Genomic DNA, 22,072 nt, shown 5'->3' with positions numbered 1-22,072 from the left:
TCTCGATGCCCGATCTCCGCTTCTTCGAGACCTTGTCACCGCTCAGCGTCGCCGATCTGGCGGCTAGGATTGGCGGAGAGGTCGAGAGGGGCGGGGATCGCATGATCGCCTCTGTCGCGCCCCTGACCTCAGCCGATGGGGGCGCGATCGCGTTTCTGGGCGACCGAAAGTTCGCCGCAGCGCTGGCGACGACCCAGGCCGGCTGCGTCATCGTGCCGGCTGAGGCAAAGGACGCCGCGCCGTCGTCCGCCGCCGTCATCGTCTCGCGCACGCCTCAAGCCGCCTGGGCCAAGGCGTCGTTGGCGCTTCATCGCCCCATACTCCTGGATAAAGCTATCAGCCGCGACGAGGCGGCCGAGGACGACAGCGTCGTGGTCGAACCAGGCGCGATCCTGGGACAGGGCATTCGCATCGGTCGCGGGTCCCGCATCGGCGCCAACAGCGTCATCGCGCCGGGCGTGCAGATCGGCCGCGATTGCGTGATCGGCGCCAACGTCAGCGTGGCCTTTGCGCTGATCGGCGACCGGGTGAAGCTGTATTCCGGCGCGCGGATCGGCGAAGCGGGGTTCGGCGCCACGGGGACAGCGGCGGGCATCATGGATATTCCCCAACTCGGACGCGTCATTCTTCAGGACGGTGTTACGGTGGGCGCCAACTCGTGCATCGACCGCGGCGCCTATGACGACACGGTCATCGGAGAGAACACCAAGATCGATAATCTGGTCATGGTCGGCCACAACTGCGTCATCGGCCGCAACTGCCTGCTGGTCGCCAATACCGGCATCTCGGGCTCGGTGACCGTGGGCGACAATGTCATCTTCGGCGGCAAGGCGGGGATCGGAGACCACATCACGATCGGCGAGGGCGCGCGCGTCGCAGCCGGCGCCGGTGTGCTGTCCGATGTTCCCGCCGGCGAGACCTGGTCGGGTTATCCGGCGCGTCCGATCCGACAGTTCTTGCGCGAGACGGTCTGGCTCGCCAAACAGGCCTCATCGAAGAAGGCTCCGAAGGAATCATAGGGATGAGCGACACGACTGCCGTCGAAGGCAAGATCGATTACGCCGAGGTGATGCGGCGGCTGCCGCACCGTTATCCCTTCCTGCTGGTGGACAAGGCCGAAGACTTCGTGCCCGCGACCTCGATCGTCGGCATCAAGAACGTCACCCACAACGAACCCTTCTTCCCCGGTCACTTCCCGATCGATCCCGTCATGCCCGGCGTGCTGATCGTCGAGGCCATGGCCCAGACCGGCGCCCTGCTGATGTCCAAGACGCTGGATGTCGCCGTGGCCGACAAGGTCATCATGTTCATGTCGATCGACGGGGTTCGCTTCAGAAAGCCCGCGCGGCCCGGCGACCAACTGCGCATGGAGGTCAAGGTGATCCGCGCGCGGGGCGACGCCTACAAGTTCCGGGGCGAGACCTTCATCGACGGCAAGCTGGCGGCCGAAGCCGAGTTTATGGCCATGGTCGTGACTGTGCCTGCTCCGGCGCCTGGGCCGGCGGCCTGATGACCGTTCATCCCACGGCTCTGATCGACGCGACGGCGACCCTGGGCGAAGGGGTTGAGGTCGGCCCATGGTGCACGGTCGGGCCGAATGTGGTGCTGGGCGATAATGTGCGTCTGGTCAGCCATGTCGTGGTCCAGCAGGACACGACGGTTGGGGCCGGAACGGTCATCCACCCCTTCGCCGTCATTGGCGGCGACCCGCAGCACAATGGCTACAAGGGCGAGACCGTTCGGCTGGAGATCGGCGAGAACAACCTGATCCGCGAGCACTGCACCTTCAATCGGGGCACGCCGCAGGGGACGGGCGTTACGGTTGTGGGTTCGAACAACCTGTTCATGACCGGCGCCCATGTCGGTCACGATTGCGTCGTCGGCGACAATGTCGTCATGGCCAACAACGCGACCCTTGGCGGTCACGCCGAGGTGGGGAACAAGGTGTTTCTGGGCGGACTGTGCGCGGTGCACCAGAACGGCCGCGTGGGGCAGGGCGCGATCATCGGCGGTCTGGCGGCGGTGACGCGCGACGTCATTCCTTATGGCTCGGCCTGGGGCAATCATGCGCGGCTGCGTGGGCTGAATCTGATCGGGTTGAAGCGCAAGGGCTACGGCAAGGATCAGGTCCGGCGTCTGCTCGCGGCCTATCGTGATCTGTTCGAGGGCGAGGACGAGTTCGCCGGTCGGATCGATGGCGTGGCGGAACGCTATGCCGACCTGCCAGAGATCATGGAGATCATCGCCTTCATCCGCGACGGCGGGCGGCGTCCGCTGTGTCTGCCGAACGCGGAATGAGCGCGGCTGGAAAGCTGGGTCTGATCGCAGGCGGCGGCGATCTGCCGGCGGCCGTCGCGGCGCGTTGCGACGCGGTCGGGCGGCCGGTTTTCGTGATCCGACTGTCCGGGTTTGCCGATGAGCATCTGGCGCGCTGGCCCGGCGCCGAATTCGGCATGGCGCAGATCGGCGCGATCCTGAAGGCGTTGAAGGCCGAGCGCTGCACGACCGTTTGTCTGGCGGGCATCGTCAATCGGCCGGATTTCAAGACGTTGAAACCCGACTTCACGGGGGCGACCCTGTTGCCGGGCATCGTCGCCGCGGCCTCCAAAGGGGATGACGCTCTGCTGCGTAAAATCCTGTCAGTGTTTGAGGCCGAAGGCTTCGCCGTCGAGGGCGCCGACGACATTCTGGGCGGCGACACGCTTGGCGCGGGTGCCTTGGGCGCCGTCTCGCCGACCGAGGAGCAGCTAGCCGATCTGAAGAAGGCGCTGCATGTCGCCGAAAAATCAGGTGAACTCGATATTGGTCAGGGCGCCGTGGTCTGTGACGGCCTGGTCCTCGCGGTCGAGGCGCAGGAAGGCACGGACGCCATGCTGACCCGTGTCGCCGGCCTGCCCGCCGATTTACGTGGAGCGGTTGATAGCCCCAGGGGCGCGCTCGGTAAGGCGCCCAAGCCCATTCAGGATCTGCGCGTCGATATGCCCGTGATCGGGCCGCGCACCGTCGAAATGGCGGCGGCGGCGGGTCTGGCGGGCATAGGCGGCGTGGCCGGGCGTTTGATCCTGATTGATCGCGACGCCATCGTCGAGATAGCGAACCGTCTCGGCCTGTTCGTCTGGGGTGAGGATCGGTGAGCCGCCCGCTGAAGGTCATGCTGGTGGCGGCGGAGGCTTCGGGCGATGCGTTGGGCGCCGGTCTGGCCAGGGCGTTGAAGGCGCGGTTGCGGGACGATGTGGCCTTTGTCGGCGTCGGCGGGCCCAAGATGGCGGCCGAAGGCGTGGTCAGCCCCTTCGATATCGCCGAACTGTCGATCCTGGGCTGGATCGAGGGTTTGCGCGCCTATGGCAAGGTCAAGCGGCGTGTCGAGCAGACGGCGGCGCTGGCCGAGCAGGAAAAGCCCGACGCCGTGGTTCTGATCGACAGTTGGGGCTTTACCATCCGTGTGGCAAAGGCGATCCGGGCCGCGCGACCTGACTTGCCGCTGATCAAATACGTCGGGCCTCAGGTCTGGGCCTCGCGGCCCGGCCGGGCCAAGACCTTGGCGGGCGCAGTCGATCATCTTCTTGCCCTCTATAGATTTGATGCGCCCTGGTTCGAGCGCGAGGGCCTGCCGACGACCGTGGTCGGTTCGTCTGCGCTTCACATGAACGTGGATGCTGCGGACGGTGCAGCGTTCCGCGCGCGTCGTGCGATCGCGGCCGATGCGCAGCTTCTCTTGGTGCTGCCCGGCAGCCGGCCCAGTGAGATCACTCGAATGGCCCCCGTCTATGAGGCGACGGTCAGAAAACTGAAGACCACGAATCCCGGCTTGGAAGTCGCCGTGGTCGCCGCGGGGACGGTGGCTCACGATGTTGCCGGCCGCGTTGCCGCTTGGCCCTTCCGCGTTCATCTGGTCGACGAAGCCGAAAAATATGACGCCATGCGCGCCGCGACCGTCGCCCTGGCCACCAGCGGCACCGTGTCGACCGAACTGGCGCTGGCGGGCGCGCCGATGGTCATCGCCTACAAGATCGACGGGCTCAGCTATCAGCTGATGAAGAGGTTCGTGACGGCCAAACATATCACTTTGTTCAATGTCGCGGCTGACGACCGGATCGCGCCAGAGTTCATTCAGCACGAGGCGACCCCGGCCATTTTGACGGCGGCGGTCGGGCGGCTGCTGGCCGACCCGACCTTGGCGGCCGAACAGGCGCGTCGCCAGACGGCGGCACTGGACCTGATGGGACGCGGAGGGCCGGACCCGTCCGAACTGGCTGCCGACGCCGTGCTCAGGGTCATCGCCGCCAAGTCGGCGAGCTGACGATGGCGCGGGCGCTCAGTCCGCGACGTGCGGCCGAGGTCCGCGCTGCGCTTCAGATGGCGGTCGGCGCGATGGCTGCGCTCTATCTCGCGACCTGGCTGAACCTGCCGCACCCATACTGGAGCGTGATTTCCGCCATCGTCGTCATCCAGGCGAGCGTCGGCGGCGGCGTCCTGACCGTTGCGCGCGACCGGGCCATCGGCACGGCGACCGGGGCGCTGGCGGGGGCGGTCTTCGCCTTCATTCGTCCGCCCGGCCTGGAGAGCATGGCCCTGAGCATCGCCATCTCGGCGGGGCTGCTGGCCTTTTTTGCAACCGGGCGGCCTTGGCTGAAGGTCGCGCCCGTGACGGCGACCATCGTCATCGCCGGCGGGACGGGCGCGGAAGGGCCGGCGTCCCTGGCGCTGGATCGGGTGATGGAAATCCTGGTCGGCAGCGGCGTCGGCGTGCTGGCGATCCTGGCGCTGTTTCCGCGTCATGCCGGGCAGTCGTTCAAACTTCAAGCGCGCGAGGCGGCGGGGGAAGCGGCGGGGCTGTTGGCTTTGGTCTCAAAAGCCGCGCCGGAGGATGCGGCCGAGATTTCGCGCCGTCATGCCGACCTTAAGCGGCGGCTGGATGCGCTGGGTCAGGCGGCCAAGAACGTCATAGATCTGCCCGGCCCGCAACGTGAGACCGCCGACCGGGCCGCGCTCGTGCGCGCCTTCTGGCGCGTGCGCAGCGACATCGTCATCCTAGGGCGCGGTTTCCAGGCCGAGGGTGCAGGCGCACGGCTGGATCCCTGGTCGCAGGACGCGGAGCGCGCGGTGGAGCAACTCAGGGCTCTGTCTGAAGGCAGGGCCGCCCAGCCCATGGGTGCGATCGACCAAAGCCTGGCTCTGTCCATGGCTGTCGAGGGCGACGATGTGGCTCTGGGCGCTGCTGCGATCGGCGTGGCGCATATGCACCGCGATCTGGACGACCTGGCTGCCCGGTTCGCGGATCTGAAGCTGGTCTGACGACAAAGAAAAACGCCGGGGATGTCTCCCCGGCGTTTTGCATTCTAGCCTTCGTATCAGCCGCGCTGTTCGATCGGAACGTAATCGCGCTCGGTCGGGCCGGTGTAGAGCTGACGCGGACGACCGATCTTCTGCGACGGATCGGCCATCATTTCCTGCCACTGAGCGATCCAGCCCACGGTGCGGGCCAGGGCGAACAGGACGGTGAACATGGTGGTCGGGAAGCCCATCGCCGACAGGGTGATGCCGGAATAGAAGTCGACGTTGGGGAACAGCTTGCGCGAGGTGAAGTATTCGTCCGACAGGGCGACCTTCTCCAGCTCCTTGGCGACCAGGAACAGCGGATCGTTCTCGCGGCCGGTGGCGGCCAGCACTTCATAGGCCGACTGCTGCATGACCTTGGCGCGCGGATCGTAGTTCTTGTACACGCGGTGACCGAAGCCCATCAGCTTGTACTTGCGATCCTTCACGCCCTGAATGAACTCAGGAATCTTGTCGGGCGTGCCGATTTCCTTGAGCATGTTCAGCGCTTCTTCGTTGGCGCCGCCGTGCGACGGGCCCCACAGGCAGGCGATGCCGGCGGCGATACAGGCGAACGGATTGGCGCCCGACGAACCGGCCAGACGCACGGTCGAGGTCGAGGCGTTCTGTTCATGGTCGGCGTGCAGGGTGAAGATGCGGTCCATGGCGCGAACCAGGGCCGGATCGACATGATAGTCTTCGGCCGGCACGGCGAAGCACATGCGCAGGAAGTTTTCAGCGTAGGACAGGTCGTTGCGCGGCGAGATGAATGGCTGACCGACGTGGTATTTGTAAGCGCGGGCCGCGATCGTCGGCATCTTGGCGATCAGGCGAATGGCCGAGATGTCGCGTTGCACAGGATCATGGATGTCCAGGCTGTCGTGATAGAAGGCCGACAAGGCGCCGACGGTGCCGACCATGATCGACATCGGGTGGGCGTCACGGCGGAAGCCCTCGAAGAAGCGGTCGAACTGGGCGTGCAGCATCGTATGCGTGGTGATGCTGTTTTCGAACTTCTCGAACTGAGCGGCGGTCGGCAGTTCGCCGTGCAGCAGCAGGTGGCAGACTTCCAGGAAGTTCGACTTCGACGCCAGCTGGTCGATCGGATAGCCGCGGTGCAGCAGCACGCCGGCGTCGCCGTCGATATAGGTCAGAGCCGATTCACAGGCCGCTGTCGAGGTGAAGCCGGGATCGAAGGTGAAGGCGCCCGTTCCCGCGTAGAGCTTGCGGATGTCGATGACGTCCGGGCCGGTGGAGCCCGAAAGGACCGGCAACTCGATCGTCTTGTCCTCGAAGGACAGGGTCGCCGAGCCGGCGGGTTTGGCTTGTTCAGTCATGAATGCCCCTTTGCATCACACGTCCAGGCGCGGGGAGGCGTCGGCCGCTTTTTGGTTTGTGGGTGATCACTTAGTCTGTTGCAGCGCATCATCCAAGCGCCCGAGACTTTCGTCGCGCCCAAGAGCCGACAAAGTTCGTGCAATATCAGGTGATGTTGACCCTGCGGTAAGCGCCGCGCGCATCGGTGGGCCGATTTTTCCGAACCCGACGCCCTCGGATTCCGCAAAGGCCTTGAGCTCGGCTTCCAGCGCGAAGACATCCCAAGATTGGAACAGGGACAGCCGCTCGCGCAGACGGGCGAGGCGATCCAGCGTCTCACCGGACAGCAGCGCCTTCGCCTTATCGTCCAGGGTCAGCGGGCGCGATTTCAGTACGAAAGCCGTCTGGTCGGCCAGATCGAGGATCGTCTTGGCGCGATCCTTGACGAAAGGCATGGCGCGCTGAAGCCGGGCTTCGTCCGCCTCCGCCAAGACGTGGCCCTTCTGCAGGTGCGCATCCAGCGTCAGCTTGGCGAGCCGCTCGTCGTCGGCGAGACGCAGCCAGTGCGAATTGACGTGCGCCAGCTTGTCGAAGTCCAGGCGCGCCGGCGCCTTGCCGATGCCGGCGAGATCGAACCATTCGATGGCCTGGGCGTCGCTGAACAGTTCGTTGTCGCCGTGCGCCCAGCCCAGGCGGGCCAGATAGTTGCGCATGGCCTCAGGCAAGTAGCCCATCTCGGCGTATTCATGCACCGCCTGGGCGCCGTGACGCTTCGACAGCTTGGCGCCGTCCGGTCCGTGGATCAGGGGGATGTGGGCGAAGGTCGGCCGCGTCCAGCCCAGCGCATCGTAGATCAGGCTCTGGCGCGCGGCGTTGTTCAGATGGTCGTCGCCGCGAATGACATGGGTCACCCCCATGTCGTGGTCGTCGACGACGACGGCGAGATTATAGGTCGGCGCGCCGTCCGAACGCAGCAGCACCAGATCGTCCAAGTCGTCGGTGGACCAGTTCACGTCGCCCTGGACCTCATCGGCCACCGTGACCGTCGTCGCCTTTGGCCGCCGGAAGCGCACGACGTGCGGCAGGGCCAGATCGTCGACGGCCGGCTCGCGGTCGCGCCAGGGCGATTCGAAAGTGCGCTTTTCCGCCTTGGCCTCGTCACGCAGGCGACCGGTCTCCTCGGCCGAGGTGAAGTCGCGATAGGCGTGGCCGGTTTCGAGCAGTTGATCGACCACCTCGCGGTGGCGATCGGCCCGGCTGAATTGGAACACCGGCTCGTCGTCGGCGAACAGCTCCAGCCAACTCAGGCCGTCGAAAATGGCCTTCACCGCCTCGTCCGTCGAGCGTTCGCGGTCGGTATCCTCGACACGGATCAAGAAACGCCCAGCGTGTCTCTTAGCGTACAGCCAGTTGAACAAAGCGGTTCTCGCCCCGCCGATATGTAGATAGCCTGTCGGCGAGGGGGCGAAGCGGGTGACGACAGTCGAGGAAGGTGAGGTCATGGGGGAGGGGTCCGTAAGCGAGGCCCTTATACGCCCCGACGCGGCAAAACCTACCCCCGCTGCGCGATTGCGCGCCTGGCTGCACGCCGAGGTCGCTGCACAGACCCTGAGATGGCGGCTATGGGCGCCGGTCGCATTCGGAGCGGGCGGAGGCGTCTATTTCGCCCTGCGAGCCGAGCCGGTCTTGTGGCCACTGTTGCTGGGCGCCGCCTTGGCCTTTGGGCTGTGGGTCGTGGCGCGCCGGCGCGGCTGGTCGCGGCGTCTGACTTGGCTGCTATTGATGCTGGCCTGCCTTTCAGGCGGGTTGGCGGCGGCCAAGGTGCGCACCCAAGCCGTCGCCGCGCCGATCGCGCCCGCCCTCAGCGAACCGACCTTGATCGAAGCCTGGGTCGTCGATGTCGACAGCCCGGGGCAGCGAGGCGCGCGGGTCGTGATTGCGCCGGTCTGGATCCGCGGACTGACGCCAGAGCAGACGCCGGTGCGTTTGCGAGCGACGGTGCGGGGCGAGCCGCCGCGGCCCGGCGAAGCGATCCGCCTGTTCGCCATTTTGAATCCGCCGCCTGCGCCGGCCAGCCCCGGCGCCTACGATTTCGGCCGCAACGCCTTCTTTCAGGGCATGGGCGGCGTGGCGTTTGCCTTGGGCGAAACGCGTGGGGCCGAGCTTGCCCCGCCGCCGTGGCGACTTCGACTTGAAATGGCGGTCAACGGCGCCCGTTTCGCACTGGCCGAGCGGATCGTGGCAAGGCTCGGCGAACGGACCGGCGGGATCGCCGCCGCCATGACCACCAGCCATGAAGCCTGGATCAGTCAGGAGGACATGGACGTGATGCGCGATTCCGGCCTGGCGCACATCCTGTCGGTGTCAGGGCTGCATATGGCCATCGTCGGCGGGTTCGTATTCTTCGCCGTGCGGCTGGGCGTGGCGGCCTGGCCGTGGTTGGCCCTGCGGGTTCACGGCAAGAAGGTCGCGGCATTGGCGGGCCTGACGGCGGTCGGTGTCTATCTGGTGGTGTCGGGCGCGCCGCCGCCGGCCGAGCGGGCGGCGATCACCGCCTCCATCGCCTTTCTCGCCATCCTGCTGGACCGACAGGCGGTCACGATGCACGGCCTGGCTGTGGCGGCCTTCATCGTTTTGGCGATACAGCCTGAAGCCATCGTCACGCCGGGTTTCCAAATGTCGTTCGCGGCGACGGCGGCCTTGGTCGCCCTGGTTGAGGCCTGGCTGAAGCGCCCGCGCGAAATATCCGCGCCCTGGCCGATCCTGGCAGTCCAACGGCTGGGCGGTTGGTTGACGGCGGCTGTGGCGGCCAGCGTCGTCGCAGGATTGGCGACGGGACCGTTCGCCATGCAGCATTTCAACCGCACCGCAATGTACGGACTGCTCGCCAATCTCGGCACGTCGCCTGTGGCGGACTTCATCCTGATGCCAGCCCTAGCCTTGGGCGCAGCGCTAGAACCCTTGGGGCTGGGGGGACCGTTCCTGGCGGTCGCGGGATGGGGTGTCGATCTGATGCTGGCGATCGGCGCCTGGACGGCGGGATTGCCCGGCGCGGTCAGAACCGTCGCCAGCGCGCCGAACTATGTGCTGCCCATCGCCTTTCTGGGCGTGTTGCTCGTCTGTCTGTGGCAGGGCCGCCTGCGCTGGTTGGGACTGCCCTTTGCAGCCGCCGTCCTGATCTGGCCGCGTGATCCGACGCCGGACCTTTGGATTGGCGATGGCGGGACGAACGCCGCCTTTCACCGTGATCAGGCGGCCGTCGTGGTCCGGCCTGGCGTGCGCGAGTTTGCGGTGGATCTCTGGTCGCGGCGACGCGGGCTGACCATGATGGATCGGTCGGAGACGGGCTGGGTCTGCGACCGCTTCTCCTGTCGACCGGACACCAATGAGGCGGGTCCCGTGGCGATCTGGTGGGGGCGGAAGTCGCCGAGCTCCGATCAAATGGAGACGTTATGCCGCGCAGCGCCCGTTGTCAGCGTCCGCGCCGTTGTCGCGTCGATCCCAAGCGCCTGTCAGGATCGCCTTGTCTTGGACAGGGTGGATTTTGCGCGGGGCGGGGCGGTGGAGTTGTGGCGCGTTAGCTCTGGCGAGCCGAATCGATGGCGCGCGGTGTGGACGGCCGACGTTCGCGGCGACCGCCCCTGGACGCGTCAGTCCGACCCGGACGTCAGTGATAGCGGCGCATGAGGCCGACCAGCTTGCCCTGAACCACGACCTGATCCGAGCCGTAGATCTTGGTCTCGTAGTTGCGGTTAGCGGGTTCCAGCGCGATCGAGGCGCCCTTCTTGCGAAGGCGCTTCAGCGTCGCCTGCTCGCCCTCGACCAGAGCCACCACGATCTCGCCGGAGGCGGCGTTGTCGGTCGATTTGATCACCACCATGTCGCCGTTCAGGATGCCGGCCTCGATCATGGAGTCGCCTTCGATCTCCAGCAGGTAGTGCTCGCCTGAGCCCAGCATGGATTCCGGAACCGGATAGCGCGCCGTTTCATGCTCGATTGCGTCGATCGGCGTGCCGGCGGCGATCTTGCCCATCAGCGGCAGCTCGCGGGTGTCGTTGGCCGCCATCGGGGCCGCAGGTCTGACGCCGCCGCCGCCCTCGATGACGTCGGGCCTGAACCCGGCGCGACCGCGCGGCGCGCCGGCCGTCGCCTGTTCGGGCAGTTTCGTGACTTCCAACGCGCGGGCGCGGTGAGCGAGACGGCGGATGAAGCCGCGTTCCTCCAGCGCCGTGATCAGCCGGTGAATGCCAGACTTGGAGGCCAGATCGAGCGCCTCCTTCATCTCGTCGAACGAAGGGGAGACGCCGGTCTCCTGGATGCGTTCGTGGATGAACATCAGCAGTTCGTGCTGTTTGCGCGTGAGCATCGCCAGGCCCTCATGCGCCCGCCGACGAATCGGAACGGGCCGTGAACATTTGTCGATGTTCTGTAAGTGTTCCTTGCTAATGTCAACTTAACGGCGGCGCTGGACGCCGCCGGAACATTCAGGCCGCGAGCAGTCGGCGTGTTGCGGCTTCGACGTCGTCCTGGCGCATCAGACTCTCGCCGACCAGGATCGCCTGAGCATGGGCAGCCGAGACGCGCGCCACGTCGTCGGGCGTGAAGATGCCGCTCTCTGCGACCAGCAGAGCGCTCACGGGGCTGAGCATGGACAGCCGCTCCGTGGTTTCAAGATCGACCTCGAACGTGCGCAGCGAGCGATTATTCACCCCCACCAGATCGCCGCCGAGCGCACAGGCGCGCGCCATTTCTTCCTCGTCGTGCGTCTCGATCAGCGCGTCCATGCCAAACCGCTCGGCCTCGGACAGAAGTTCGGCCGCCAGACGGTCGTCGATCATGGCGAGGATGATCAGGATGCAATCGGCGCCCAAGGCGCGGCTTTCGGCGACCTGCCAAGGATCGACAAGAAAATCCTTGCGCAGGCAGGGCAGGGCGACGGCCTCCCGGGCCTGGCCCAGATAGGCGTCGTCGCCCTGGAAGCTGGGGCCATCGGTCAGCACCGACAGACAGGCCGCGCCGCCGGCCTCATAGGCGCGGGCCAGAGCCGGCGGATCGAAATCGGGCCGGATCAGGCCCTTGGACGGACTGGCCTTCTTGATCTCGGCGATCAGGGCGGGACGACCGGTTTCCTCTCCGACCCGCTCCAACGCGGCGCGAAAGCCGCGCGGGGTCGATGCGGCGCGGGCCAGGGCTTCGATCGCGTCCTGCGAGGTCGCAGCCTTGCGGGCGGCGACGTCCTCGCGCTTGTAGGCGGCGATACGGTCCAGAACGTCGGTCATGCGGGCTCTTCGCTTTCCAGCGGCGTGGAGGTGATGCGGGCCAGGCGATCCAGCGCCTCGGCGGCTCGACCGTCGTCGATTGCGGCAGCCGCGAGCGCGGCGCCCTCCGCCAGATCGGCCGCGCGGTCTGACACAACCAAGGCGGCGGCGGCGTTCAGCAGGACGATGTCGCGGTAGGGTCCGTCCGCGCCGGCCAAAAGCACGCGCAGGGCGACGGCGTTCTCCTCGGCGTCGCCGCCACGGATGTCTGCGATAGAGGCGCGCGGCAGGCCGGCATCCTCGGGCGTGATCTGGAAGCGACGAACCGCGCCGTCCTTCCATTCGGCGACGTCCGTGGGGCCGGAAGTCGCCAGTTCGTCCAAGCCTTGGCCGTGAACGGTCCAGGCGCGTGTGGCGCCGAGCCGGCCCAGCACTTCCGCCAAGGGCTCAAGCAGGCGCGGATCATAGACGCCCATCACCTGTCGCTTTGCAGACGCTGGATTGGAAAGCGGTCCCAACAGGTTGAAGACGGTGCGAAAACCGATCTCGGCCCGCACCGGTCCGACATGACGCATCGCCCCGTGATAGGCAGGCGCGAACAAGAAGCAGATCCCGGCCTCGTCCAGCGCCTTCTTCTGCTGCGCCTGCGACGCCATCAGATTCACGCCGAGGATCGACAAGACGTCGGAAGATCCTGATTTCGATGACATTGCGCGGTTGCCATGCTTGGCGACCTTCAGACCGGCGCCAGCCAGAACCAAGGCGGCGGCGGTCGAGATATTGTAGGTGTGGTGACCGTCGCCCCCGGTGCCGCAGGTGTCGATCACCTCATAGGGATGATCCAGCGTCAGGGCAGCTTCACGCATGGCGCCGGCGAAGGCGGCGATCTCGTCCACGGTCTCGCCGCGCATCCGCATGGCGGTGACGGCGGCGGCGACTTGCGACGGGGTCGGCTCGCCGCGCAGGCAGGCGGCGAAGAAGTCGTGCGCCTGCTGGGACGTCAGGGAATGGCCCTCGACCAGTCGGGCGAGGATCGGCTTGAACCCGTCGCCCATGGTCAGGCGGCCGCGAGGCGCTTTACGCCGGCGATATCAAGGAAGTTGGCCAGCATGTCGTGACCGTGCTCGGTGGCGATGGATTCCGGGTGGAACTGAACGCCGTGGATCGGGCGCGTACGGTGCTGCAGACCCATGATCTCCCCGTCGGCGGTCCAGGCGGTGACCTCCAGGTCGTCGGGCAGGGTTTCGCGCTTGACCGCCAGCGAGTGATAGCGTGTGGCGGTGAAGGGCGAGGGCAGGCCTGCGAAGACGCTTTGGCCCTCATGCAGGATCGGCGAGGTCTTGCCGTGCATCAGGGTCTTGGCGCGGATGACGTCGCCTCCGAAGGCCTGGCCGATGGCCTGATGACCCAGGCATACGCCCAGGATCGGCATCGACGCTGGCGCGGTCGTGATCAACGGCAGGCAGATGCCGGCCTGATCGGGCGCGCAAGGGCCGGGCGACAGCAGAACGGCGGCGGGGTTCAGCGCCCACGCCTCGTCCACCGTCAGGTCGTCGTTGCGCACGACATGCGTCGGCGCGCCCAACTCCGCGAGGTAGTGGACGAGATTGTAGGTGAAGCTGTCGTAGTTATCGACGACGAGGATCATGGCTTGGCTTCTAGGCGTGACGCGCGTCCGCGCCAAGCGGGCGCGGCTTTAAAGCGCATTTTAACTTGACGGGGCTAGGACTGGGCGGGTGAAACTCGCCGCTGAAAAAGACATCGCCGCCAAGATCGCCGCCGCCAAAGCGAAGCTGGTCGTGGTCGAAACCAGGCCCAACCCCGTCGCCGCGCTTGGCGCAGCCGCGCTCGCGGCGACTGCGGCGGTTTTGATGGCGGGCGTCGTCATCATCGGGCCGGGCGTGCAGTTCAACGACCCGGCAATGACGATTTCGCGCTAGCGATTGCCGGTCCGAAAGCGCCAGGCGTCTTCCGCCGCCCGCATCGGCGCGCGCGCCTTGTGCTGGGTCTCGGCATATTCGGCCGCAGGGTCGCTGTCGGCGACGACGCCGGCCCCGGCCTGAACGAAGATCCGGTTGTCGGCGAACAGGGCGGTGCGCAGGGTGATGCAGATATCCGCTTCGCCGCCGGCCGAAATATAGCCGACGCCGCCGCCGTATCCGACGCCGCGCTTTTCGCTTTCCAGTTCGTCGATGATCTCCATCGCGCGCACCTTGGGCGCGCCCGACAGGGTCCCGGCGGGCAGAGCGGCCAGCAGCGTGTCCACCGCATCCAGCCTCGGATCGGCCTTGCCCCGCACGTTGGAGACGATGTGCATGACCTGGCTATAGCGTTCGACGACGAAGCTCTCGGTGACCTCGACCGTGCCGGGCGCCGCGACGCGGCCCACATCGTTGCGGCCAAGGTCCAGCAGCATCAGGTGCTCGGCCAGCTCTTTCGGATCAGCCAGCAGTTCGACTTCCAGCGCCTTGTCCGCCTCTGGCGTCGCGCCACGCATGCGGGTGCCGGCCAACGGTCGGATCGTGACCTCGCCGTCCTTCAGCCGAACCAGGATCTCGGGGCTCGAGCCGGCGAGCTGGAAGCCTTCGAAGTTCAGATAGAACAGATAGGGCGACGGGTTCTGGCGACGCAGCGAGCGATAGAAGGCGAAGGGATCGTCCGTCCACGGGGCTGAGAACCGATGGCTGAGCACGACCTGGAAGATGTCGCCGGCGCCGATGTAGTCCTTGGCCCTGGCGACCATCTCGCCGAAGGCCGGCTCGTCCACCTGCGAGGTGAAGACGGGAGGCGGCGTTTGCTGCGGAGCGGCGCGAACGGGCAGGGGTTCGCGCAAGGCCGTCTCGAACGCATCCAGCCGCGCCGTCGCGGCGTCGAACGCCTCTTGCGGGGAGATGCCGGCGTCGGGATAGGCGGCCGACACCAGAACGATCTCATGGCGCACAGAATCGAAGATGGCCACCAGCGACGGCCGTGTCAGCACGGCGTCGGGCAGATCGAGCGGATCAGGGTTTGGCGCGCCCAACGGCTCCAGCAGTCGCACCATGTCATAGCCGAAGACGCCGAAGAGGCCAGCGGCCATCGGCGGCAATCCCTCCGGCAGATCGAACTTCGACGCCGCGATCAGCGCGCGCAGGGATTGCAGCGCTGGCAAGTGTTCGGCTGTGAACCGACCTTCGCCTATGGCTGAGCCGCGCGACAGTTCCGCCGCGTTGGATCGACAACGCCAGACCACATCGGGATCCAGCGTCAGGATGGAATAGCGTCCCTTGACGGCACCGCCCTCGACCGACTCCAGCAGACAGGCGTATGGCCGATCGCGCCCCAGCTTCAGATAGGCCGAGACCGGGGTTTCCAGGTCGTCGATGACCCGCCGAACCAGGACCTGCGGCCGACCGGCCGAAAGGCCGGCGGCGAAGGCGTCGAACGTGAGGTCGCGCGAAGCGTCGTCGGTCATTGCGCCGGTGCGGCGGGCGTTGCGCCACCCGACAGACCCAGGGCCGACAGCGCCTGAGCCGGGTCGTTCTTGGCCTTGGAGCGCTGGGCGCCCGCCGAGACCGACGATTCGACCATGGCCTGCACCAACTCCTGAGTCAGGCGCGGGCGGACCTGCTCGGCCAGCGGACCGGCCACGGCCGGATTGGCGGCGCGAACGTTGTCGACGCGGCCGACCACATAGGCGGTCTGCGACGCCGGCTGCGAGAAGGCCTGGCCCTTGGACTGGCCGAACAGACCCTGAAGCACGCCCTGACCCAGGGCTTCCTGGGCTTGTTGATTGCGGATGACGCCGGTACGCATGGTCAGCGGCGCATTGACCGAGCGAGCGACCGCGGCGATGTCCTCGCCATTGCGCACGCGGGTCGTCAGCTCTTCGGCCTTGGCCGACAGGCGACGCATTGTCTCACGCTGGATCCATTGGGCGGCCAGGGGCTCACGCACCTCGGCCAGGGTCGGCAGGGCCGACGGGCGGATGTCGTTGACGCGCACGGCGAAATACTGGCCCTGACCGGCGTCGATGACGTCGCTTTCGCCGCCCTTGGTCAGGCTCCAGGCCGTCTCGAAGATTTGCGGCGGAGCGTTAAGCGCCTGACCGTTCGGCAGTTTGCCGTCCTTGGTGAAGGGCGGCAGATCGACGACGCGACCGCCGGCCTCACGCGCCGCGTCAGCCAGGTTCTTACCGGCCGTGCGGGCGGCTTCGTACTTCTCGACCTTGGCGTAGGTCTGGGTCTTCACGTCCTCGGCGCGCAGTTCCTGGATCAGCTCCTCGCGAGCGCTGTCCAGCGTGGCGGGCGCGGCGGGTTGAACGGCCGTGACCTTGGCGACCGCGAAGCCGACACCGGCCTGAACCGGGTTGGACACCTGATTGGCTTGCAGGCCGAAGACGGCGGCTGCGGTTGCGGCGTCGCCGATGGCCGAGCGGGGGGTCTCGTTGAAGGCGGCCGGCGTGATGTTGTTGGCGCGGCCGACGTCGGCGGGCGATTGGCCCGCGCGCAGAGCGGCGGCGATCTTCTGGGCCGTCTCGCGGTTCGGCGCGGTCAGGGTGACGAACGAGCGCGTCTCGGGCTTGCTCAGCGTGTCCTTCTTGAACTCGAAGCGCTCGCGGATGCGGTCTTCCGAGATCGGCGCATTGGCTGAAGCCTCAGGCGTGAACAGAACCACCGACACCATGCGGAACTCGGGCGCGCGCAGGCGGTCGGCGTTCTCCTGGATGAAGGCGTTTAACTGGGCGTCGGTCGGGGCGGGGATCTGACCGGCCATCGCCGGGGTCACCTCGAACCAACGACCGTCGCGGCTTTCGAAGGCGGAACCGGCCAGCAGCGCGCCATAGATGCGCGGCACGCGAGCGCCGGCGAAGACGGCGGCGCCGAAATGCTCCGTCGCGTACTGATCGCGCAGGTCCTGCTCCAGCATGGCGGGGGTCAGGTTCTGTTGCGCCAGAGCCGCCTCATAGGCCTGCTGGTCGAACTGGCCGGTGACCGAGTTGAAGAAGGCCGGGATCTGGCGGATTTGCTTGACGATCAGTTCCTTGCCCGGGCGGATGCCCGCCTTGTAGGCCCAGTTCAGGAAGCCCAGCTGCTGCGTCTGCTCCGTCAGGAAGCGAACGTGAATGTTTTCCGCGACCAGCTCCTGGTTCGTCAGGGGACGGCCGACCTGCTGCTGCAGCCGTTCACGCACCTGATCGAAGGCGGTGCGGAACTCGATTTCGTTCATCGAGCGGTCGCCCGCGTCGATGACGTGTTTCGGTCCCAGGTTGGAGAAGACGTCCATCCGCGCGCCGACGATCACGAAGCTGATCGCGATCAGGACAAGCAGGGCGGCCGCCCATTTGGATCGAGAGAAGGCGCGGAAGGCGGTGAGCATTCGAAAACCCGGGACTGGCCGATATTGGCGTCAATCGTCGCGTATAGTCGGGCCGGGGCCGCCGCTGCAAGGATGGCTTCGTGTCCGGATTGCGGCGGCGCCTCTTGGCTTGGCGGTTTTCGCCTTCTAGACAGGCGGCCATGAAACAATCCGTGAAGATGATCGTCGGCAATTGGAAGATGAACGGCGTCTCTGCCGCCTTGGTGCAGGCTGAGGCGATCAGGGATGCCGTCGGTACGACGAGGCAAGGATGCCGTGTGGTGCTGTGCCCGCCGGCGACGCTGATCGAGCGTATGCAGTTCGCCCTGGCGGGCAGCGGCGTGGCCGTGGGCGGTCAGGACTGCCATGAGAAGCCGGCCGGCGCCTTCACCGGCTCTGTGTCGGCCGACATGCTGGTCGACGCCGGCGCGACTGTTGTGATTCTGGGGCATTCCGAACGCCGCGCGGCTTTCGGCGAGACCAATGCGGACGTCGCCGCCAAGGTCGAGGCCGCCATCGCCGCCGGACTGGAGCCCATCGTGTGCGTCGGTGAAACCTTGCAGCAGCGGGAAGCGGGCGACGCCATCGCCGTCGTGTCGGGCCAGGTCGCGGGCTCGCTGCCGTCCAGCTTGGCCGAGCGCGACTTCGCGGTGGCCTATGAACCGGTCTGGGCCATCGGGACGGGCCTGACCCCAACGCTTGATCAGATCGCCGAGGTCCATGCCGCCGTGCGCGCCGCCATCGTCGCAAAGCTGGGAGAAGGCGCGCGCACCGCGCCCATTCTGTACGGCGGTTCTGTCAAACCAGAGAATGCGCGCGACATTCTGGCCACGCCGGAAGTCGGCGGCGCGCTGGTCGGCGGCGCGTCCTTGAAGGCCGAGGACTTCATGCCGATCGTCAACGCCGCCGCGTGACGTTTGCCCCTGGCGCGCTTCGATGATAGAGGCCGCCGCTTGATCGGCGCAGATCCGCGCCCACATGAATGACGCCATGCTCCAGACCATCCTGCTCGTCGCCATCATCATCGTCGCCATCGCGCTGACGGGCATCGTCCTGCTTCAGAAGTCCGAAGGCGGCGCCCTGGGCATGGGCGGCGGTCCGTCGGGCTTCATGACCGCGCGCGGCGCCGGCAATCTTCTGACCGTCACCACCTGGTGGCTGGCGGCTGCGCTGTTCGCCCTGACGATCATTCTAACGGTTGTCGGCAATATGGATCGGGCCTCGGTGTCCGGCATCGACGCCGACGCTGTGGGTTCGCTGGCCACGACGCCGCAGACCCAGACGCAGCAGCCCGCCCAGCAACAGCCCGCAACTCCGGCCAAACCGGCGACGCCTTCGCTGGATGATCTGGAAGCCAGCCTGCCGTCGGCCTCCACCGCTCCGGCGCCGGCCCAACAGCCCGCCCAGTAAGGCTCCGACAGAGACCCGAGTTTCAGAAAGCGCGCCGCAGGGCGCGCTTTCTTCTTTTGATCAACAGTTCGATTCGACGGCGGCATGACCGAGCCGCGAATCATGGAGTAAGGTGTCCGCCCATGGCTCGCTATGTGTTCATCACCGGCGGCGTGGTTTCCTCGCTAGGAAAAGGCCTCGCCTCCGCCGCTCTCGGCGCTCTTTTGCAGGCGCGCGGCTACAAGGTCCGCCTGCGCAAGCTCGACCCCTATCTGAACGTCGATCCGGGCACGATGAGCCCGTATCAGCACGGCGAGGTCTTCGTGACCGACGACGGCGCCGAGACCGACCTGGACCTGGGCCACTACGAGCGGTTCACCGGCGTGTCAGCGGCCAAGTCCGACAACATCACGACCGGCCGGATCTATTCGACCATCCTGGAAAAGGAGCGTCGCGGCGACTATCTGGGCGCGACGGTGCAGGTCATTCCGCACGTGACCGACCAGATCAAATCCTTCTGCCTGACGCCCGCCCTGACCGACGCGGGCGAAGACGTCGACTTCGTGCTGGTCGAGATCGGCGGCACGGTCGGCGACATCGAAGGGCTGCCCTTCTTCGAGGCGATCCGTCAGTTGGGGCAGGACCTGCCGCGCGGCCAGAGCTGCTTCGTCCACCTGACGCTGCTGCCGTTCATCAAGACGGCCGGCGAGATGAAGACCAAGCCGACCCAGCACTCGGTCAAGGAATTGCGCTCCATCGGCATTCAGCCGGACATCCTGCTGTGCCGCTGCGAGCAGCCGATCCCGGCCGAGGAAAAGCGCAAGATCGGCCAGTTCTGCAACGTACGCGAAAGCGGCGTCATCCAGGCGATGGACTCCGCCGACATCTACGCCGTGCCGCTGGACTATCACCGCGAGGGTCTGGACCGCGAAGTGCTGGCGCATTTCGGCATCAACGACGCGCCTGAGCCGGATCTGACCGGCTGGCAGGAGATCGCGCGTCGCCGCCTGCAACCCGACGGCGAGGTGACCATCGCCGTGGTCGGGAAATACACCGTCCTCAAAGACGCCTATAAGTCGCTGATCGAGGCCCTGCATCACGGCGGCGTGGCCAACAACGTCAAGGTCAACATCGACTGGGTCGAGGCCGATACCTTCGAAGGCGATCCCGAGGCCTGTGAGGAGCGTCTTCAGGGCGCGCACGCCGTTTTGGTGCCGGGCGGCTTCGGCGAGCGCGGCTCGGAAGGCAAGATCGAGGCGGCCCGCTTCGCCCGCGAACGCAACATCCCTTATTTCGGCATCTGCTTCGGCATGCAGATGGCGGTGATCGAGGCGGCGCGGAACCTGGCCGGCTATCCCAAGGCCTCGTCCACCGAGTTCGGCCCGACCGCCGAGCCGGTCGTCGGCCTGATGACCGAATGGACCCAAGGCAATCAACGCGTCCTGCGTCAGCAGGGCGGCGATCTGGGCGGCACCATGCGGCTCGGCGCCTATGATTCGACCCTGACAGCCGGGTCCAAGATCGCCGAGATCTACGGCTCAACCGCGATCAGCGAACGTCACCGTCACCGCTACGAGGTCAACATCAACTATCGGGAGGCGATCGAGCAGAAGGGCGGCCTGGTCTTCGCCGGTCTCTCGCCTGACGGTGTGCTGCCCGAAACCGTCGAACGCCCGGACCACCCTTGGTTCATCGGCGTTCAATATCACCCCGAGTTGAAGAGCCGTCCGTTCGCGCCGCACCCGCTGTTCGCCAGCTTCATCGGCGCGGCTGTGGTGCAGAGCCGGCTCGTCTGACGGAACGCCGTTCTTGCAGACTCCATCGGGTCCGCGTTTTGCAGTACACTGTCCGGAACGGATCGAATTGGCACGATCCGAATACGGCGGGACCGTCGATGATCGGCGAGTTGCTTTATCATCTGCATCGGCACGTTCGGCTGATCCTGATCGCCGGAGGCCTGATGCTCGCGCTTGGGGTGGCGCTGCTGGGCTACGAGGCCGTGCGACGTTTCGCGGAGCCGCCGGCCCGCCCGGCCGAAGCCGGACAGGCCTTGAGCTAGATCAGTCGATCTTCAGCCGCACAAAGACCATCGCCCCATCGGGATCGCCGCCGTAAAGCGGCTCCAACGCCGTCGGCACGCGATTCGTGGCATAGAGACCGCCGAGGCCGAACCTAACGTGTTCGGCGATCCGCCAGTCGCGGACCACGCCGACCGACGCCTTGCCGACGGTGTAGAGCGGTCCGTGGCCGCCGCCGACGCCGGGAACCAGTTCATCCGTCTCGATCCGCTCGGCGCGGGCGAAGACGGTCCAGCGGTCGTTCGGATGGACCGCCGATTCCAGCAACCAGCCGTCCTTCGATTCGCCGTGGTCGTTAGTCTTGCGACCCCAGGCCAGGGTCGAGGACCACCATCCGTCATCTCCAAGACGGCGGGTGTGGATGGCGCTGGCCGACCATTTCGTCTCGTCCTCGTCGGGCTCCAGCTGTTCTGGCGCGGAGACATCGGCGTAGGACGCCTGCAGCGACCATTCGTCGGTCGGGTTCCAAGCAGCCCGCACCGACCAACTGTCCAGCCGTGGCGAATCGATGCCCCAGCGTTCCTCGTCCGGCTCGCGTCCCTTGAAAGCCGAGGTCTCGATCTTGAAGCGATCGTGCGCCCAGCCCAAGGTCGTCACGCCGAAGACGATGTGGGTCGAGTCGAGCCAGTGGTGGGTGATCGGCGCCTCGGGACTGTCCATCGCGCTCATGCGGTGCATGAAGGCGGGCGGGCCGAAGGCGGGCTCGCCGGGCAGGCCAATGTAGCCATAGACGCTGTCCTTAGCGGACAGGCGCTTCGAATAGCTGGCCGACAGCTCCATGAAGAAGTCGTGCGGATGCTGGCGATCGACAAGAGGATTGACGCCGTCCGCCGTCTCGCCCGCCGCCAGCAATAGCGGATAGCCAGACTTGCCCATCAACGGGTCCGGGCTGAGCATGGCACGCAGGTTCAGCTTTGAACCGTCGTTGAAGTCGCGCCGCGCCGAGGTCATCAGCATGCCAGCGACGAAGGTCTTGTCGCCGCCGCGCGGCCCGGACTGGCTGTCATAAACCAGGTTCAGCATGGCGTGGGTCATCACCATCCAGTCGCCACGGACGGTGTGGATGCCGCCGTGTTCGCCGGCGTCGGGTTGCCAAGCGGTGCCCGAGGCGTCGCGGCTCATGGGCGAGGGGCCAAAGGGGCTGGTCATGACGTGGCCCATATCCGCATGTCCCGCCATGTCGGACGGCGTCGTTGCCTTCATCGGCTCGGACATGGCATGGCCGGCGTGCGGGTCCGTCGTCTGTGTTGGCGTGGTCTTGGGCGCGTGGTGGGAATGATCCTGCGCCGCCGCAGCCTGAGCGAGGGCGAGTAGGGAGACGCCGGCGCAGGCGCCGACGAGCGTGCGGATAGCCATTCAAGGCCTCCTCTGATGATC

At 66.6% G+C, this 22,072-nt stretch carries 21 protein-coding genes; 12 read left to right on the top strand and 9 right to left on the bottom strand.

The annotated features are described in order from the left end of the window. Positions 1–5: 5 nt before the first annotated feature. From lpxD to DT343_RS05595, 6 genes are read left to right on the top strand one after another with little or no spacing between them, the layout of a single operon-like run. Positions 6–1,019, top strand: coding sequence for a UDP-3-O-(3-hydroxymyristoyl)glucosamine N-acyltransferase (gene lpxD, locus DT343_RS05620; protein WP_112862076.1), 1,014 nt, complete (start codon positions 6–8; stop codon positions 1,017–1,019). Next, complete coding sequence (gene fabZ / locus DT343_RS05615) at positions 1,016–1,510, top strand: 3-hydroxyacyl-ACP dehydratase FabZ (protein ID WP_045811203.1); 495 nt, start codon at positions 1,016–1,018, stop codon at positions 1,508–1,510. Before lpxD ends, fabZ begins: the two co-directional genes overlap by 4 nt. Beyond that, positions 1,510–2,298, top strand: coding sequence for an acyl-ACP--UDP-N-acetylglucosamine O-acyltransferase (lpxA, locus tag DT343_RS05610; protein WP_112862075.1), 789 nt, complete (start codon positions 1,510–1,512; stop codon positions 2,296–2,298). Before fabZ ends, lpxA begins: the two co-directional genes overlap by 1 nt. Further along, positions 2,295–3,134, top strand: a complete 840-nt coding sequence (gene lpxI, locus DT343_RS05605; protein WP_112862074.1) for a UDP-2,3-diacylglucosamine diphosphatase — start codon at positions 2,295–2,297, stop codon at positions 3,132–3,134. The genes lpxA and lpxI overlap by 4 nt, the downstream gene beginning before the upstream one ends. Next, entirely contained in the window at positions 3,131–4,300 is a 1,170-nt protein-coding gene (gene lpxB, locus DT343_RS05600; protein ID WP_112862073.1) for a lipid-A-disaccharide synthase, read from the top strand. The genes lpxI and lpxB overlap by 4 nt, the downstream gene beginning before the upstream one ends. 2 nt (positions 4,301–4,302) lie before the next feature. Next, entirely contained in the window at positions 4,303–5,295 is a 993-nt protein-coding gene (locus tag DT343_RS05595; RefSeq protein ID WP_112862072.1) for an FUSC family protein, read from the top strand. 56 nt (positions 5,296–5,351) lie between these two features. Here DT343_RS05595 and gltA read toward each other — a convergent pair whose 3' ends face one another. Together gltA and gltX are read right to left on the bottom strand one after the other, a co-directional pair. Then, positions 5,352–6,653 (bottom strand): citrate synthase, encoded by a 1,302-nt coding sequence (gltA, locus tag DT343_RS05590; protein WP_112862071.1) that lies wholly within the window; start codon positions 6,651–6,653, stop codon positions 5,352–5,354. Between the two features lie 66 nt (positions 6,654–6,719). Next, complete coding sequence (gltX, locus tag DT343_RS05585) at positions 6,720–8,135, bottom strand: glutamate--tRNA ligase (RefSeq protein ID WP_112862070.1); 1,416 nt, start codon at positions 8,133–8,135, stop codon at positions 6,720–6,722. A gap of 67 nt (positions 8,136–8,202) precedes the next feature. Here gltX and DT343_RS05580 point away from each other — a divergent pair, with 67 nt between their 5' ends. Then, positions 8,203–10,320, top strand: coding sequence for a ComEC/Rec2 family competence protein (locus DT343_RS05580; protein ID WP_112862069.1), 2,118 nt, complete (start codon positions 8,203–8,205; stop codon positions 10,318–10,320). On the opposite strand, the gene lexA is transcribed toward DT343_RS05580, so the two are convergent. The 4 genes from lexA to DT343_RS05560 form a co-directional block, all read right to left on the bottom strand. Next, positions 10,301–10,999: a transcriptional repressor LexA gene (gene lexA / locus DT343_RS05575; RefSeq protein ID WP_112862068.1), complete on the bottom strand. Its 699-nt coding sequence runs from the start codon at positions 10,997–10,999 to the stop codon at positions 10,301–10,303. The two genes, DT343_RS05580 and lexA, sit on opposite strands and share 20 nt — an antisense overlap. Before the next feature lie 118 nt (positions 11,000–11,117). Beyond that, complete coding sequence (trpC, locus tag DT343_RS05570) at positions 11,118–11,912, bottom strand: indole-3-glycerol phosphate synthase TrpC (RefSeq protein ID WP_112862067.1); 795 nt, start codon at positions 11,910–11,912, stop codon at positions 11,118–11,120. After that, positions 11,909–12,946, bottom strand: coding sequence for an anthranilate phosphoribosyltransferase (gene trpD, locus DT343_RS05565; RefSeq protein ID WP_112862066.1), 1,038 nt, complete (start codon positions 12,944–12,946; stop codon positions 11,909–11,911). Before trpD ends, trpC begins: the two co-directional genes overlap by 4 nt. A gap of 2 nt (positions 12,947–12,948) precedes the next feature. Then, a complete protein-coding gene (locus DT343_RS05560) occupies positions 12,949–13,539 on the bottom strand; it encodes an anthranilate synthase component II (RefSeq protein WP_112862065.1) in 591 nt (196 codons plus the stop codon). 88 nt (positions 13,540–13,627) lie between these two features. Between DT343_RS05560 and DT343_RS05555 the strand changes: the two genes are divergently transcribed. Then, on the top strand, positions 13,628–13,831 hold the full coding sequence (locus DT343_RS05555) for a hypothetical protein (protein ID WP_055809137.1): 204 nt from the start codon (positions 13,628–13,630) through the stop codon (positions 13,829–13,831). Here the strand turns inward: DT343_RS05555 and trpE are convergent. Both trpE and DT343_RS05545 read right to left on the bottom strand, forming a co-directional pair. Continuing rightward, the gene (gene trpE, locus DT343_RS05550; RefSeq protein WP_112862064.1) at positions 13,828–15,345 is read right to left on the bottom strand and encodes an anthranilate synthase component I; all 1,518 of its coding nucleotides are present in this window, start codon (positions 15,343–15,345) and stop codon (positions 13,828–13,830) included. The genes DT343_RS05555 and trpE overlap by 4 nt on opposite strands. Continuing rightward, a complete protein-coding gene (locus DT343_RS05545) occupies positions 15,342–17,249 on the bottom strand; it encodes a peptidylprolyl isomerase (RefSeq protein ID WP_112862063.1) in 1,908 nt (635 codons plus the stop codon). Before DT343_RS05545 ends, trpE begins: the two co-directional genes overlap by 4 nt. A gap of 140 nt (positions 17,250–17,389) precedes the next feature. Between DT343_RS05545 and tpiA the strand changes: the two genes are divergently transcribed. The 4 genes from tpiA to DT343_RS17450 all read left to right on the top strand — a co-directional run bounded on the left by tpiA (position 17,390) and on the right by DT343_RS17450 (position 20,676). After that, positions 17,390–18,142 carry a triose-phosphate isomerase gene (tpiA, locus tag DT343_RS05540; RefSeq protein ID WP_112862062.1) on the top strand — a complete coding sequence of 251 codons (753 nt, stop codon included), beginning with the start codon at positions 17,390–17,392 and terminating at the stop codon, positions 18,140–18,142. Positions 18,143–18,206: 64 nt separating this feature from the next. Next, positions 18,207–18,638 (top strand): preprotein translocase subunit SecG, encoded by a 432-nt coding sequence (gene secG / locus DT343_RS05535; protein WP_112862061.1) that lies wholly within the window; start codon positions 18,207–18,209, stop codon positions 18,636–18,638. A gap of 122 nt (positions 18,639–18,760) precedes the next feature. Further along, positions 18,761–20,413, top strand: a complete 1,653-nt coding sequence (locus DT343_RS05530) for a CTP synthase (protein WP_066551592.1) — start codon at positions 18,761–18,763, stop codon at positions 20,411–20,413. A 98-nt stretch (positions 20,414–20,511) separates the two neighbouring features. Then, a complete protein-coding gene (locus tag DT343_RS17450; protein ID WP_181669124.1) occupies positions 20,512–20,676 on the top strand; it encodes a hypothetical protein in 165 nt (54 codons plus the stop codon). Between the two features lies 1 nt (position 20,677). Here the strand turns inward: DT343_RS17450 and DT343_RS05525 are convergent, their stop codons facing one another. Then, the gene (locus DT343_RS05525) at positions 20,678–22,051 is read right to left on the bottom strand and encodes a hypothetical protein (protein ID WP_112862060.1); all 1,374 of its coding nucleotides are present in this window, start codon (positions 22,049–22,051) and stop codon (positions 20,678–20,680) included. Positions 22,052–22,072 lie beyond the last annotated feature (21 nt).

Origin of the sequence: Brevundimonas vesicularis, assembly GCF_900445985.1 — a bacterium.
GTDB classification, from domain to species: domain Bacteria; phylum Pseudomonadota; class Alphaproteobacteria; order Caulobacterales; family Caulobacteraceae; genus Brevundimonas; species Brevundimonas vesicularis_D.
This window is presented reverse-complemented; position numbering and strand designations above follow the sequence as displayed.

Excerpts from the sequence above, each read along its gene's own strand:
- lpxD (WP_112862076.1), top strand. The coding sequence starts at position 6 with ATGCCCGATCTCCGCTTCTTCGAGACCTTGTCACCGCTCAGCGTCGCC.
- lpxA (WP_112862075.1), top strand. The coding sequence starts at position 1,510 with ATGACCGTTCATCCCACGGCTCTGATCGACGCGACGGCGACCCTGGGC.
- lpxI (WP_112862074.1), top strand. The coding sequence starts at position 2,295 with ATGAGCGCGGCTGGAAAGCTGGGTCTGATCGCAGGCGGCGGCGATCTG.
- DT343_RS05595 (WP_112862072.1), top strand. The coding sequence starts at position 4,303 with ATGGCGCGGGCGCTCAGTCCGCGACGTGCGGCCGAGGTCCGCGCTGCG.
- gltA (WP_112862071.1), bottom strand. The coding sequence starts at position 6,653 with ATGACTGAACAAGCCAAACCCGCCGGCTCGGCGACCCTGTCCTTCGAG.
- gltX (WP_112862070.1), bottom strand. The coding sequence starts at position 8,135 with ATGACCTCACCTTCCTCGACTGTCGTCACCCGCTTCGCCCCCTCGCCG.
- lexA (WP_112862068.1), bottom strand. The coding sequence starts at position 10,999 with ATGCTCACGCGCAAACAGCACGAACTGCTGATGTTCATCCACGAACGC.
- trpC (WP_112862067.1), bottom strand. The coding sequence starts at position 11,912 with ATGACCGACGTTCTGGACCGTATCGCCGCCTACAAGCGCGAGGACGTC.
- trpD (WP_112862066.1), bottom strand. The coding sequence starts at position 12,946 with ATGGGCGACGGGTTCAAGCCGATCCTCGCCCGACTGGTCGAGGGCCAT.
- DT343_RS05560 (WP_112862065.1), bottom strand. The coding sequence starts at position 13,539 with ATGATCCTCGTCGTCGATAACTACGACAGCTTCACCTACAATCTCGTC.
- trpE (WP_112862064.1), bottom strand. The coding sequence starts at position 15,345 with ATGACCGACGACGCTTCGCGCGACCTCACGTTCGACGCCTTCGCCGCC.
- DT343_RS05545 (WP_112862063.1), bottom strand. The coding sequence starts at position 17,249 with ATGCTCACCGCCTTCCGCGCCTTCTCTCGATCCAAATGGGCGGCCGCC.
- tpiA (WP_112862062.1), top strand. The coding sequence starts at position 17,390 with ATGAAACAATCCGTGAAGATGATCGTCGGCAATTGGAAGATGAACGGC.
- secG (WP_112862061.1), top strand. The coding sequence starts at position 18,207 with ATGAATGACGCCATGCTCCAGACCATCCTGCTCGTCGCCATCATCATC.
- DT343_RS05530 (WP_066551592.1), top strand. The coding sequence starts at position 18,761 with ATGGCTCGCTATGTGTTCATCACCGGCGGCGTGGTTTCCTCGCTAGGA.
- DT343_RS17450 (WP_181669124.1), top strand. The coding sequence starts at position 20,512 with ATGATCGGCGAGTTGCTTTATCATCTGCATCGGCACGTTCGGCTGATC.
- DT343_RS05525 (WP_112862060.1), bottom strand. The coding sequence starts at position 22,051 with ATGGCTATCCGCACGCTCGTCGGCGCCTGCGCCGGCGTCTCCCTACTC.